At 67.0% G+C, this 13104-nt stretch carries 10 protein-coding genes; 6 read left to right on the top strand and 4 right to left on the bottom strand.

Going from position 1 to position 13104, the window contains the following annotated elements; translation table 11 throughout:
- The first annotated feature begins 22 nt into the window (after positions 1 to 22).
- The 3 genes from DES45_RS18305 (at position 23) to DES45_RS18295 (ending at position 4746) form a co-directional block, all read left to right on the top strand.
- Positions 23 to 1051, top strand: a complete 1029-nt coding sequence (locus tag DES45_RS18305) for a sigma 54-interacting transcriptional regulator (protein WP_114771476.1) — start codon at positions 23 to 25, stop codon at positions 1049 to 1051.
- Between the two features lie 107 nt (positions 1052 to 1158).
- Positions 1159 to 2919, top strand: coding sequence for a L,D-transpeptidase family protein (locus DES45_RS18300; protein WP_114771475.1), 1761 nt, complete (start codon positions 1159 to 1161; stop codon positions 2917 to 2919).
- 135 nt (positions 2920 to 3054) lie between these two features.
- Positions 3055 to 4746, top strand: coding sequence for a peptidoglycan L,D-endopeptidase MepK (locus tag DES45_RS18295; RefSeq protein ID WP_425374292.1), 1692 nt, complete (start codon positions 3055 to 3057; stop codon positions 4744 to 4746).
- A gap of 54 nt (positions 4747 to 4800) precedes the next feature.
- On the opposite strand, the gene otsA is transcribed toward DES45_RS18295, so the two are convergent.
- Both otsA and DES45_RS18285 read right to left on the bottom strand, forming a co-directional pair.
- Complete coding sequence (gene otsA / locus DES45_RS18290) at positions 4801 to 6210, bottom strand: alpha,alpha-trehalose-phosphate synthase (UDP-forming) (RefSeq protein ID WP_170151556.1); 1410 nt, start codon at positions 6208 to 6210, stop codon at positions 4801 to 4803.
- Positions 6211 to 6275: 65 nt separating this feature from the next.
- Positions 6276 to 6800 (bottom strand): hypothetical protein, encoded by a 525-nt coding sequence (locus DES45_RS18285; protein ID WP_114771473.1) that lies wholly within the window; start codon positions 6798 to 6800, stop codon positions 6276 to 6278.
- A gap of 404 nt (positions 6801 to 7204) precedes the next feature.
- Here DES45_RS18285 and DES45_RS26135 point away from each other — a divergent pair, with 404 nt between their 5' ends.
- Positions 7205 to 7954, top strand: a complete 750-nt coding sequence (locus DES45_RS26135) for a calcium-binding protein (protein WP_281024097.1) — start codon at positions 7205 to 7207, stop codon at positions 7952 to 7954.
- A 47-nt stretch (positions 7955 to 8001) separates the two neighbouring features.
- Here DES45_RS26135 and DES45_RS18275 read toward each other — a convergent pair whose 3' ends face one another.
- Together DES45_RS18275 and DES45_RS18270 are read right to left on the bottom strand one after the other, a co-directional pair.
- The gene (locus DES45_RS18275; protein ID WP_245571789.1) at positions 8002 to 8277 is read right to left on the bottom strand and encodes a hypothetical protein; all 276 of its coding nucleotides are present in this window, start codon (positions 8275 to 8277) and stop codon (positions 8002 to 8004) included.
- A 103-nt stretch (positions 8278 to 8380) separates the two neighbouring features.
- Positions 8381 to 8815 (bottom strand): hypothetical protein, encoded by a 435-nt coding sequence (locus DES45_RS18270; RefSeq protein ID WP_114771605.1) that lies wholly within the window; start codon positions 8813 to 8815, stop codon positions 8381 to 8383.
- 393 nt (positions 8816 to 9208) lie between these two features.
- Between DES45_RS18270 and DES45_RS18265 the strand changes: the two genes are divergently transcribed.
- Positions 9209 to 10384, top strand: a complete 1176-nt coding sequence (locus DES45_RS18265; RefSeq protein WP_114771470.1) for an alpha/beta fold hydrolase — start codon at positions 9209 to 9211, stop codon at positions 10382 to 10384.
- A 171-nt stretch (positions 10385 to 10555) separates the two neighbouring features.
- A complete protein-coding gene (locus tag DES45_RS18260; RefSeq protein WP_114771469.1) occupies positions 10556 to 12730 on the top strand; it encodes a mechanosensitive ion channel family protein in 2175 nt (724 codons plus the stop codon).
- Positions 12731 to 13104 lie beyond the last annotated feature (374 nt).

The following is a 13104-nucleotide window of genomic DNA, read 5'->3' as shown; positions in this document are numbered from 1 at the left end:
GACTCCTTGCCTCGACCGCATCATGCACCTTGCCCAGATCTTCACGGACGACATCCGCGCCCTGCGACAGGGCACGCCGGGCCAGGCGCTCTCGTCCGATCGGGAGCAGGTGGCGCGGCGGGCGGATCGCGCGGCCCGCACGACCGTACCCGTGCTGATCGAAGGTGAGCCGGGATGCGGAGCCAAGTCCCTGGCCCGGGCCATCCACGATGCGAGCGATCGGCAGCGTCCCTTCGTCCCCTTCCGGCCCGAGGGCTCCGGCGAATCGGATGCCGCGTTCCTTCGCCACCTGCGGGACGCGCATGGCGGCACCCTTTTCGTTCAGGACGTGGAGCGCCTGACGCCCGCCGCGCAGGACCGGCTCCTCGACCTCCTGAGCGGTGTCGAGACGATGCCGCGCGGAACGCGCCGGGCGACGCGCCACGAGATTCGCATCATCGCCGCGACGGATGTCCCGCTCATCGACGAGGTGCGCCGGGCCCGGTTCCGCGAAGACCTCTATTACCGTCTCCAGGTCCTGCCGATCGCACTCCGACCCCTGCGCGCCCGGCCCGAGGCCGTGGCCGAATGGGCGGAGCTGTTCATGCACCGGATCGGCGCCGAAGAGGGCAAGAGGATGAGAGGCCTGTCGCCGGAGGCCGCGACGCTGCTCGCCCGCTACGGCTGGCCGGGCAATCTCCGCCAGCTCGAGAACGTCGTCTTCCGCGCGGTCCTCCTCGCGGAGGGTCCCTGGCTGACCCCCGCGGAATTCCCGCAGATCGCCGCGCACGTCCAGGGCTTCCGCATCGAGATCCCGCCCGTTCCGAGTCCTGCGGCCCTCGGGCCCGTGCGCGAGGCCGTGCCCGCCGCGCGCCGCGACCCTCACAGCCTCGCCCTCGTGAACGAAAGCGGGGAGATGCACACCCTGGCGGAACTGGAGGCGCAGGCCATCCGCTTCGCCCTTGCGCATTACCAGGGCCATCTGTCGGCCATTTCCCGCCGCCTCGGCATCGGCCGATCAACTCTTTACCGGAAATTGAAAGAACTTGGCCTAGACGATGCAGCCGCATGACACCTTCGTGCGTTAAGCGTAGCGGGTGTGCGGCGTCACATCGGTATTTTCATGAACAGGGGAGGATCGTTCTGTCTTCCCGCCCCATTGCGACAAGGACTAAGGCCATGCGGACATTGCGCCAGACTTCTCTTTGGTTGGGCCTGATCGGCTCCGTGTCCCTGCTGTCGCTCCCGGCCCTCGCACAGGAATCCGGACCATCCGCTCCCGACGGACTTCCCTCCGTCCTCGTCGACTCGGCGCCGGCCGAGCCGTCCTTTCATGACGTTGCGACGCCGACCGCGGCTCCTTCCATCGCGATCCCGGCCATCGAGCCTGCGCCCGTCGCCATCACGGCGTCCGACCATAAGCCCGCTGACACCCTCGCCATTCCGCTCCCCGAGGCCGCGACCACGACCCTCACGCAGGCGGACTGGTACCGCGTCGCCATGGAGACGCGGCTCGCCGACGAGGCGCTTCTCCGTGACCTGCGCCTCGGCCGGGCCGAGCGGGAATCCCTCACGAAATACTATGCGGAGGCGGAGCGTCCGCTGGCCTGGGCCCGCGACGGCGCCTGGACGCCTGCCGCCCATGCGGTGATCGGCGCGATCAAGGCCGCGGCCGACGACGGGCTCAACCCGACGGACTATCCCCTGCCCGATCTGGCTCTGCGCAAGGATTCCGCTCCCGCCCAATGGGCCGAGGCCGATCTGAAGCTCAGCGCCGCCGTCGTCCGCTATGCGCGCGACGCACGCGGCGGCCGGCTTGAGCCGTCTCGCCTGTCGCCGCTCGTGACCCCGAAGCTCGATCTGCCTGACGCCGGCGCGGTGCTGGCCGAGGTCTCGAGTGCCCGGGATGCCAGCGCGGCGCTCGTCGCCTACAATCCGCAGCACTCCGGCTACCAGGCCCTGAAGGCCCGCCTCGTCCGCCTGCGCGAAAGCCACCCGTCCACCCCGATGGTGCAGGTCCCGAAGGGTCCGACCCTTCGCGTGGGCATGCAGGACGACCGCGTCCCCCTGATTCGCGCCCGCTTCGGTCTTGGAAGTGGCAAGGATCAGACGACCTACGACGAGCGCGTCGCATCCGCCGTCGCAGCCTTCCAGAAGGAGAAGGGCCTGCCGGGCAAGGGCAGCCTCACGCCGCAGACCGTGGCGGCCCTCTCGGGGCCGTCCGTGAGGCGGCTCGAGGCCGAGCTGATCTCGAACATGGAGCGCTGGCGCTGGCTCCCGGGCGAACTCGGCGCGCGCAACATCATGGTGAACGTGCCGGAATACCGCCTGCGCTTCTTCGACGGCGGGAAGGTGATCCACCAGACCCGCGTGATCGTCGGCAAGGAGAAGTCCCAGACGCCGATCTTCTCCGAGGACATGAAGTACCTGGTGGTCAACCCGTCCTGGACGATCCCCCCGTCGATCATGAAGAAGGAGATCCTGCCGGCTCTCGCGGCCGATCCCTATTATGCGGAGCGCAAGGGCTACAAGATCATCCGCCGGGGCAACAAGATCTCGGTCCAGCAGCCGCCCGGCGAGCGCAACGCCCTCGGATTCGTGAAGTTCATGTTCCCGAACCAGCATGCGGTGTATCTCCACGACACGCCGAACCGGAACCTGTTCTCGGCCTCGAAGCGAGCCTTCAGCCACGGCTGCGTGCGCGTCGAGCAGCCCTTCGAGCTCGCGGAGGAGATCCTCGGCCAGGACGGCAAGTGGTCGGAGGAGAGGCTGCGCGGCCTCATCGGCAAGGGCGAGCGCTACGTGCACCTGCGCAATCCCCTTCCCGTGCACCTGACCTACTTCACGATCGCGATCGACGAGCACGGGGACGTGAAGACCTTCGACGACCTCTACGGCCTCGACCGCAAGGTTCAGGCCGCGCTCGGCCTCGCGTCCTGAATTTTCTCCAAAGTCCTGTGTTCCTGTCGTTTTTCCACGACCACTTAACCCGGAAGTAACCGTCTTCGGCAAAGATCCCTTCACTATACGGGATGCCGCTTCCACGCCGGCGGCACGCTAAAGACGAGTATCACAGTGAGAGTATTGCGTTCGGACCGCTCCGCGGTCGCGTCGAACATCGTGCGTCGCGCGGGCGTCGGCTTGGCGGCCTTCATGACGGTTCTGGTCGTCGGCACCCGCGGCACGCAGGATGCGGTCGCCAACGGCGACACCAGAACCCTCACCTTCTACCACAACAACACGAAGGAAACCCTGACGGTCACCTTCCGGCGCAACGGCCAGTACGATTCGGCCGCCCTGCAGCAGCTCAACTGGTTCCTGCGCGACTGGCGGCGGGACGAGTCGACCCGGATGGACCCGCGCCTCTTCGACACGGTCTGGGAGGTCTACCGCGAGGTGGGGTCGAGCGCGCCGGTCCACGTGAACTCGGCCTACCGCTCGCCCCAGACCAACGCGATGCTGCGGCGTCGCTCGAGCGTGGTGGCGAAGAACAGCCAGCACATGCTCGGCAAGGCTATGGATTTCTATCTGCCGGACATATCGGCCGAGCGCCTGCGCGCCATCGGCATGCGCCTGCAGAACGGCGGCGTCGGTTATTACCCGAACGCCTACACCCCCTTCGTCCATCTCGACGTGGGCAGCGTGCGCGCTTGGCCGCGCATGACCCGCGACCAGCTCGCCCGCATCTTCCCCGACGGCAAGACCGTCCACATCCCGGCAGACGGCACGCCGATGGCCCGCTACGAAGAGGCCCGGACCGAGGTCCTGGCCAAGGGCGGCACCGTTGCCGGCTACACCGCCGTCGCCTCCGCGGACGAGGAATCCGTCCAGCCGCGCCGCAAGAGCTTCTGGGCGACCCTGTTCGGCGGCAGCGACGAGGACGAGGACGCGGAGGAGATCCGGACCGCGTCCCGTCCGGGCCGCTCGATCTTCGCCTCGCGCTCCGCGCCTGCAGCCGCGCCCTCGGGCAATTACTACGCGAGCGACTCTAACTCCTCGGTCTATGCCGCCATGCAGCCGGCCGCAGCTCCCGCCCCGGCCGCCGTACGCCCGGCGCCCGTCCCGCAGCAGCCGCGCCCGGAGCCTGCGCCGCAGCCAGCGCCGGTGGTGCTCGCGTCGATCGCTCCCGCCCTCAGGGAGGATCTCTCGCCGCCCCCGCTCCCGCCGACCCGGATCGCGGGCCTGCCGAGCACGGTCGAGACCCCGACCGGTCCGGCCCTCAACTGGCAGCAGGGCCCGGCCGGGCAGACGCCGACCCGGTCGTCCTTCGGCATGTCGAGCGAGATCGCCCTCGCGCCGATCCCGCCGCGGCGGCCTGATGCGGAGGAGCCGGTCGAGACGATCGCCCTCGCCTACGCGCCGCTTCCGCCCGTGCGGCCGGGCTCCCTCGCCGAGACCAACCCGATTCCAGGGATCAGCGAGCTGCGGGGCTCCACGGACGTGGCGAGCCTGTCCCCGGCTCCCCTGCCGCCGCCGCGCCCCAACGTCCTCCAGCCGGTCGTCGTCGCGGCAGCCAGTCCGGTCGACCTTCCGGCCACGACGGGATCGACCGCTCGACCCGCCGCGCGCGAGGAAAGGCCCAAGCCGCATCCGACGGCGGAGACAAAGCCGGCTCCCGCGCAGAAGAGCCAGCCGGTGACGGCTCTCACGGCCCTTCTGTCCGCGGAGCCGAGCCTCGGCATGGGATTCTCGTCGAAACCGATGGGTGATCTGGCGACCAACAAGTTCACGGGCCCTGCGGTGAAGCCGCTGCCGGTGGCGCGATAAGGAAAAGGCGGGGCATCGGCCCCGCCTTTTTTTGATTGCTCCTGCCGATTGGGATCAGGCGCGGACTTGCGTGCGCGTGCGCCCGAGCGATTTGTTCCCCGACAGGTCCCTGAGGAACGTCGCTGCCCACCACGACACGTCCGTCTCGCGGATGGCGTTCATCATGCGCTCCCACCGCGTGATGCGCTCGGTCCGGTCCATGTAGAGCGCGTCCCGGATCGCCTCCGCGACCTCGAACTTGTCGTTGGGGTTGACGATCAGGGCGTCGGTGAGCTGCTGTGCGGCGCCGGCGAACTTCGACAGCACCAGCACGCCGGGATCCTCTGGGTTCTGGGCTGCCACGTATTCCTTGGCGACGAGGTTCATGCCGTCGCGCATGGGCGTGACGAGGCCCACCTTGGCGAGCCGGTGGAGCCCGGCGAGGACCGATCGGGGATAGGTGCTGTTCACGTAATGGATCGGCACCCAACCGGGCTCGCCGAGGGAGCCGTTGATCCGTCCCAGCGTCTCGTTCACGACCCGGCTCAGGGTGGCGTATTCCGGCACCTCGCTGCGGCTCGTCGGCGTGATCTGGAGGTAGGTGACACGCCCGCGCTGGTCGGGATTGCCGATGAGAAAGCGCTCAAAGGCCTCCATCCGCTCCGGAATCCCCTTCGAGTAGTCGAGCCTGTCGACCCCGATGATGAGTTGGCGCGAGCCGAGGCCTGCGGCCGTCTGGCGGACGATCCGGTGATTGCCGGAGCGCTGCGCGGCCTGCTCGAAGCCGCGGACGTCGATGCCGATCGGATAGCCCTTCACCCGCGTCTGCCGCTCGCCCAGATCGACGATGTCCGCCTTACGCTGGGCGGCACCGAACTCCTGCATCAGGGCGCGCCTCAGATTGTCCGCATCCCGGTCCGTCTGCATGCCCACGAGGTCGTAATCCGTGATCGCCCGGAGCAACTCGCGGCTTCCTGGCAGCGTCCCGAGCACCTCGGGCGCCGGCCAGGGGATATGGTGGAAGTACCCGATCCGGTTGGTGAGACCGAGAGCGCGCATCTCGGCCGCCAGCGGGATAAGGTGATAATCGTGCACCCATACGAGATCGTCGGGCCGCACCATCTGGGCGAGCGCAGTCGCGAAGGTGCGGTTGACCCGCAGGTAGCCGGCGTAATCGGCGCGCGAGAATTCCGACAGGCCGATGCGGTAGTGCATGATGGGCCAGAGCGCCCGGTTGGCGAAGCCGTTGTAATATTCCTGCCGGTCGAGGGACGTGAGATCCATCAGGGCGTATTGCACCCGCTCCTTGTCCACCAGCTTCGGCTGGCTCGACGGATGGGCGGCGACCTTGCCGCTCCAGCCGAACCAGATGCCCTGATAGGCCTGGAAGGCCTCGCGCAGGGCGACGGCCAATCCTCCGGCCGATCCCTTCCCGGTCGGATCTGGAACAGCCACTCGATTCGAAACCACAACGAGCCGCGACAACTCCACTCTCCACATTTCCTTGATGTGGAACCTAGGGCTGTCACCCCCAATGGTAAACCTTTGCGTTATCGCTGCCTGAGAATCAGTTCCGACGTCTGCTGGACCGGACCGCCTGGAACGAGGTTATCTCGCACGACGATTCGCAGCATTCCGCTGCCCTCGTTGACGATGATCATCTCGGCCTGCATGTCGCCGTTGACGGGCTTCGGCCAGTCGATCGTCAGCCGGACGGCGTCGCCGCGACGCGTTCCGGAGAGGCGCGCCGGACCGACGCGAGCGCCTGTATAGACACCTCGATAAAGACCGGTGCGCACGTCGTAGGCGATGTCGGCCGCGATTCGGCGCTGCAGGACGAGAGCGGCGCGGCAATTGCCCTGGATGCTGATCCGATCCGGGGCACGATCTCCGTTCACGGTGCAGTTCACGTTCCAGGGACTGGTCTCGGCGTTGCGCTGGATGTGCCCAGAACCGATCCAGACACCCTTGAAGCGATCCAGGAAGGAGCCTTCCTGGGCCGAGGCGCCGGAAGGCGACAGCGTCGCGACGATCAGGCTTCCGGCTGCCATCCAGACCTTGCATGTCGACGTCATCGGCACCTCCGGGAGGGCTTCGGCCGACGGAGCGGATCCCAGGGGGAAACACGGGCTCTCGCGAACCGTCGATGTGCGCCTTCATCCAATGTTCGTTTGAACTTCGGCGGATCCAAGGCCGAGGCCCCGCGACCGGTGCCGCGCTCGACAGGGATCGGCGCAGGCTCTTGCCCGATTGATATCGGTCAATCGTCCCGCACGCGTAGGTTCTACACTCTTCGATATGCACCGGACGGGTGCGGGATCGCGATCTTGAGGATGCCCGCGATGGGCGCGAGAGGCAGCGCGTGGCTGCGATGGTCGTCTGATCGCGCGGTCGTCCACCGGTGAGCAGAGCCTCCATGAGCCGCGTCCACGACGTCGGTTCAGGTTCATCGACGCATGGGGCGGACACGGAGGACGAAATGGCGACGATCTACGGCAACGATTGGCCGAACCTGCTCTATGGCACATCCGGTCCCGACAGGATCTACGGCTTCGGCTGCGACGACGATATCTACGGCAATGGCGGAAACGATTCCATCGACGCCGGCTGGGGTTATGACGTCGTCTTCGCCGGAAGCGGCAACGACACCGTGAACGGCGGCGACGGTCCGGACGATCTCTATGGCGGCTCCGGCAACGATTATCTGACCGGCGGCAACGGCTTCGACTTCCTGCTCGGCGAGGCCGGGAACGACCGCCTGTCCGGCGGCGCGGGCTACGACAATCTCTACGGCGGCTCGGGACGCGACACCATGTCGGGCGGCGCGAGCGACGACCTGCTGGTGGGCGGCTCCGGACAGGACAGGATGAGCGGCGGAACCGGGGCGGACATGTTCGTCTTCACCTCCGGCTCCTCCGGCATCACCAGTACGACGGCCGACACCATCACGGACTGGAACCACTCATCGGACTGGATCGACATGACCATCGCCGCGACCTCGGCCAACTACCGCGAGGCGCGGACGAGCGCCACCTCGATCGAAGCCGCCGCGGCGCAGGCCGAGGCGAACTTTCCAAGTGCGGCGATCGCCCACGTGTTCCTGTACAATCCCGATACGGATACGGGCTATCTCCTGTCCGACCTGAACAACGACAACCGGTTCGAGACGGGAGTGGTACTGGCCCATGCCGGGAGTGCGGCCGACATGAGCTATCAATATATCATTTGACGGGCCGCTGCGTGCGCATCCTGCCCCACGGTAGGATGCGCCGTTCATCAGTCACCGAAGAAATCCATCGGCCCCTGCTTGCAGCGGTAGCCCACGAAGCATTGCGGCGTATCGAGGCTCGGGACGTAGGCGGGCTGGGCATACTCGCCGACCTCGCAGAACGAGCTGTCCCGGACGAAGCGGTCGTAGGTGAAGCCTCCGGTGCCGAGCACGATCGCTCCACGGGCAATCACGAGTTGGCGACTGGCGATGCAGGGCCGGTTGACGGTCGACGGACGCGTCTGGGCGTGGGCGTGCGTCACCAGCATCGAAAGAACAAGCACGACGACGGCTCTCCTCACCGCTGCCTCCCGTGTATTCCCCTGGCATGACAATCGGTTCATCCGCCGTGACGCCGCAGGGCTGAGCGTTGCAAACCTTCTGGCCTCAGTAGAGAGGCCCTCCCACGATCACCCGTCCGTATCCCGGCCGGTACACCGTGCGATAGCCGCCCCAGTATTCATGCGGCGCGGCATACGGATCGAATTGATAGGCCACGCCGGGACCGTAATAGGACGCCGGAGGATAGGCGTAATAGGTGCGGTAAGCCGGCGCCGGATAGGCGTAGCCGCCGTAGTACGGCCCGCCATAGCCATAGGTGTAGGGATATGAATATGGGGGTGCGGTCGCCGCTGCCGCGAGTCCGCCGAGCACCAGCCCGCCGATCAGACCCGCCGCGACCGCACCGCCACCGTACCAGCCGGATCCCCGGTAGTAGCCGCCCCGATAGGCCCCATAGGGATACCGGTACTGCGCCTCGGCCGAGCCGATGCTTCCCAGCATGAGGAGGGCAGCAGACGCGGACAATGCCAGCTTTCTCATGTTCGACCTCCACTCCGCGCAGCCGAAGGCTGCCATCACCGACATAGCGCTGCTCCGGCCCGCTCCCACGCCCGACGCCGGAATTCGGAACGGTTAACCAGGAAGAACCGGCCGCCATACCTCCAGCGGAGAACCTCGTTCCCGGCGCGGATCGACAAGGCCGGGTGCGGTACGTGTTCTGCCGCTTCGAGCGCGCTGACGCATGCCGTCCTCGGACCAGCGCACCCAGCATGCGTGAGGAAACTGCCGCTGCATTGACTTTAGTCACATCGTCGCGTGGAGGACGTCCGGTCCCGGCGCCTGCCGCGCCCATGACTGATTATCCCGCCATGCCCCCTCGGCTGACACCTGTCCTTGGATGTGAGACACTGCTCCTGTTCTGGGGAACGGGCCATGGCACAGGTCGTGACGGTCTATTTCGCGACGAACCGCATGCCGCTCACGGATGCGAGCGGAGGCAGCATCATCGACTTCGGACCCGATCCCGGCCCGATCGACGGAACCGCGGTCCGCTTCGGAAGCGCCCAGGCCAGGGTCACGCCCACCGGCTCGACCTTCGTGGCGGGCTCGCTCTACGTCGCCTCGGAGCAGCTCTACGGCCCCGGCATGCACCGCGGCAGCCGGGATATCTTCGAGAAGCTTCGGCAGGACATGAAGGAAGGGGGACGCCCGACCCTGGTGGTCATTCACGGCTTTTCGAACACGTTCAAGGAAGCGATCGAACGAGCCGCGGCCATCATCAGCTTCTACGGCCTCGATGCGAACGTGTTCTCGTTCACCTGGCCCTCCATCGGCACGCCCCTGCCGACGCCGCTGCCCTACAGCGACTACTTCCATGATCGCGGCACCGCGCGCGGCTCGGGCGTGGCCATCGCCCGCACGATGCGCATCCTCTACGATTTCATCGACGGGCTCCCCCGCAGGGACGTGTGCCGCCAGCCGCTGCACCTGATCTGCCACAGCATGGGCAACTATGCGTTCCGGTATGCCGTCCAGGCGCTCATGCAGGTGCCTCAAGGCGAGCCCCGCGAATACGTTCGGGCGGTCGATGCCCCTGCGATGGAAAGCGAGGAGCACTCCTTTCCGGCGCTGGTCGCCCTGCCGACGGAGGCGCCCGACCCGAACCGGCTGCGTCGCACATTCGACCAGATCGTGCTGGCGGCGGCCGACGAAGACGAGGACGCCTTCGAAGATGCCAAGGAGCTGCGCTACTTGCCCCGCCTTGGCAACCGCGTTTCGGTGTATCACACCCGGGAGGACTGGATCCTTTCGACGCTGAGCTCCGTCACGAAGTTCAACGGGCCGCGCCTGGGCGTAAACGGCCCGGAGAACATGGCGCTGATCAGCGACAAGGTGACGGCGGTCGACGTCAGCGACGCGATTGCCCCGACCGAGGACTTTCAAAGCCACCAGTATTATCGCATCTCGCCCGCCGTGCGTGACGACATCGTCGCCGTTCTTTCGGGAGAGCGGCAGGACAAGATCGGCAACCGCGACCGCACGGATACCCAGCGCTACAGCCTGAAAGGCCCCGTGAGAGGCAGTGCGCGCCGGTCCCGGAAGGGCTGACGCTCGCTGCGGAGGGTGCGGCAGCTCGCTCACGTCCCAAATTGTCAAGACGATGTCTCGGCCGATCAGGCGTGTGGAAGCTGCCTGACTATGATCGTCATGGTGGAGAGGACCGTTGCCGGAGCCTCCCGGACAGGCCTATGTTGAGCGACGACAGCCGGATGGATCGTGATGACGGACATCAAGCACGGAGCGCGTTTCAGGATCTGGCCCGGCATCCTGCTGTGCCTCCTGCTTCTCATCCCGGGTGCTCCGAGCCGGGTTTGGGCTCAGGCAGCTCCGGCGCCGGCGCCCCCTCCACCCCAGGTGCAGGAGCTGCTGAAGCTCCTGGATGATCCGTCGGTCCGGGAATGGATGGAGCGGCAGCGCCAGCGGTCGGAGGCCGTCGCGGAGGCTAGCGAGCAGGTCACCGCCTCCGAGCAGCTGTCGACCAGGGTACAGGAAACGCGGGCGCGTCTTGCGGCCCTCGTGGCGGCGGTGCCTCGCATGCCGGAGGAGTTCCGCCGGGCTGCCGGCCTGCTGTCGCAGGAGCTTCGGTCCAGGCCGATCCTCGACGTCGTTCTGCTCGTGCTCGGCTTCCTGGTCCTCGGAGCCGGCATGGAATGGCTCTTCGGCCGGGCGAGCGCATCCGCGCGGGCCCGCATCGTCGACCGGCCGGTCGAGACCGCGAAGGCGCGTGCCCGCACGATCGCCCTGCTTTTCGCGCTCGGCCTCGCAGGAGTCACGATCTTCGGGCTTGGCAGCATCGGGGCATTCCTCGTCTTCGACTGGCCGCCCCTGCTGCGGCGGATCGTTCTCGCCTATCTGTCCGCCGCGTTCATGCTGCGCCTCGTTCTGCTGGCCTGCCGGGTCCTCCTCGCCCCCCGGTCTGCGACGGCGGCTCAGAGCCAAGCCGGCCGCGTCGTTCCCATTTCCGACGAAGCGGCGCGGTTCTGGTTCGGCCGCATCGCGCTGTTCGCCGGCTGGTTCCTGCTAGGCTGGGCCACGGTCGAGACCACCCGGACCCTCGGCTTCTCCCTCGACGGCCGCAGGGTGCTCGCCTACGCGCTCGGCATCGGCCTCCTGGTCATCGCCGTCGAAGCCGTATGGCGGCGGCCGGTCGCGCCGCCGTCCATGGTGGCGGCGCCCGAACAGCCGGTGCGCCATCACGTGATCGGTACGTGGCTGGTCACGCTCTATCTGGTGCTGCTCTGGGTCTTGTGGGTCGCAGGCCTGATGGGATTGTTCTGGCTAGCCGCCGTCGCCGTCCTCCTGCCGCAGGCGATCGCCGTCACCAAGGCATCCGTCCGCCACGTCCTCCGACCGGGCCCGGGCGAGGTGGCCAGATCCGAGCAGAAGCTCAGCGCGGTCTATGTCGACCGGGGCATTCGTGTCCTGCTGATCGCCGGAGCAGTGCTGTTCCTCGCCTATGCCTGGCAGATTGATCTCGTCGAGCTGACCAGCCGGGACACCGTCGCGACGCGTGCGATCCGCGGCCTGTTGAGCAGCGTCGTGATCCTGCTTGTCGCGGACCTCATCTGGCAGATCATCAAGACCCATATCGACAACACGCTCGCGCAGACGACGCCTGCAGCGCCTCCCGGCAGCGAGGAAGCTCTGAGGCAGGCCCGGCTGCGGACCCTCCTTCCGATCTTCCGGAGCATGAGCTTCGTCGTTCTGGCGGTCGTGGCGGTCCTTATGGCCCTCTCGTCCCTCGGCGTGGAGATCGGTCCCCTGATCGCCGGCGCCGGCATCGTCGGCGTGGCGGTCGGCTTCGGGTCCCAGACACTGGTGAAGGACGTCATCAGCGGCGTCTTCTACCTGTTGGACGACGCGTTTCGGGTCGGTGAATACATCCAGAGCGGCAGCTACAAAGGGACCGTGGAGAAGCTGGGATTTCGCTCCGTCAAGCTGCGCCACCAGCGCGGCCCGATCTTCACCGTGCCTTACGGACAGCTCGGGGCGGTGCAGAACATGAGCCGCGACTGGGTCATCGACAAGATGACCCTCAACGTCACCTACGACACCGATCTCGACAAGGCCAAGAAGATCATCAAGCAGATCGGCAAGGAGCTGGCCGCGGATCCCGAATATGCCCATAACATTCTCGAACCGCTCAAGATGCAGGGCGTGGAGCAGTTCGGCGAGTTCGCCATCGAACTGCGCATGAAGATGATGACCCGCCCGGGCGAGCAGTTCGTGATCCGCCGCCGCGCTTTCGCGCTGATCAAGAAGGCGTTCGACGAGAACGGCATCAAGTTTGCTTTCCCGACGGTCCAGGTCGCGGGCCGCGACGAGGTGGAACCTGCCGCGGCCCGGCAGGTCCTCACCCTGGTCAAGGGCAAGACCCCGGAGGAAGGAGCCTAAGAAGACGCAGTTCGCGCGCTTTCGCCGGCAGCCGCCCGAACGCAGTGCGGGATGCGCAAATTTCCCGCCGCGTTGCGAAAAATCAAATCCTCGCCGGTCCGACTCGCCCACAGTCGGGCCACTTGAAAGCGACCTGGAGCGGCCAATGAGCGGGCAACCAGCGCCTGTGCGGCATCTGGAGGCTGGCGCATCCGCGAAGGCTTCGGGCGTTCCGTAGTCCCAACCGGCCGAGCCTCGCATTCCGCGGCGGCCGTTCGATGAAATCGATCGTCCAACAGTCCCCTTCGCGGTGCTCCCTGCCGGATTCACGAGGGCCAAGGGACAGGTCGAGGCAATCCCGCTGTTCCGAAACGCAGCGACCCACACCCAGGAGA

The organism is Microvirga subterranea, assembly GCF_003350535.1.
In the GTDB taxonomy this organism is placed as follows: domain Bacteria; phylum Pseudomonadota; class Alphaproteobacteria; order Rhizobiales; family Beijerinckiaceae; genus Microvirga; species Microvirga subterranea.
Note: the sequence above shows the minus strand (reverse complement) of the source record. Positions and strands in the feature narration are given on the sequence as shown.

Coding starts and splice junctions, on each gene's coding strand:
- DES45_RS26135 (WP_281024097.1), top strand. CDS start 7,205: ATGGCGACGATCTACGGCAACGATTGGCCGAACCTGCTCTATGGCACA.
- DES45_RS18265 (WP_114771470.1), top strand. CDS start 9,209: ATGGCACAGGTCGTGACGGTCTATTTCGCGACGAACCGCATGCCGCTC.
- DES45_RS18270 (WP_114771605.1), bottom strand. CDS start 8,815: ATGAGAAAGCTGGCATTGTCCGCGTCTGCTGCCCTCCTCATGCTGGGA.
- DES45_RS18305 (WP_114771476.1), top strand. CDS start 23: ATGCACCTTGCCCAGATCTTCACGGACGACATCCGCGCCCTGCGACAG.
- DES45_RS18300 (WP_114771475.1), top strand. CDS start 1,159: ATGCGGACATTGCGCCAGACTTCTCTTTGGTTGGGCCTGATCGGCTCC.
- DES45_RS18285 (WP_114771473.1), bottom strand. CDS start 6,800: ATGACGTCGACATGCAAGGTCTGGATGGCAGCCGGAAGCCTGATCGTC.
- DES45_RS18260 (WP_114771469.1), top strand. CDS start 10,556: ATGACGGACATCAAGCACGGAGCGCGTTTCAGGATCTGGCCCGGCATC.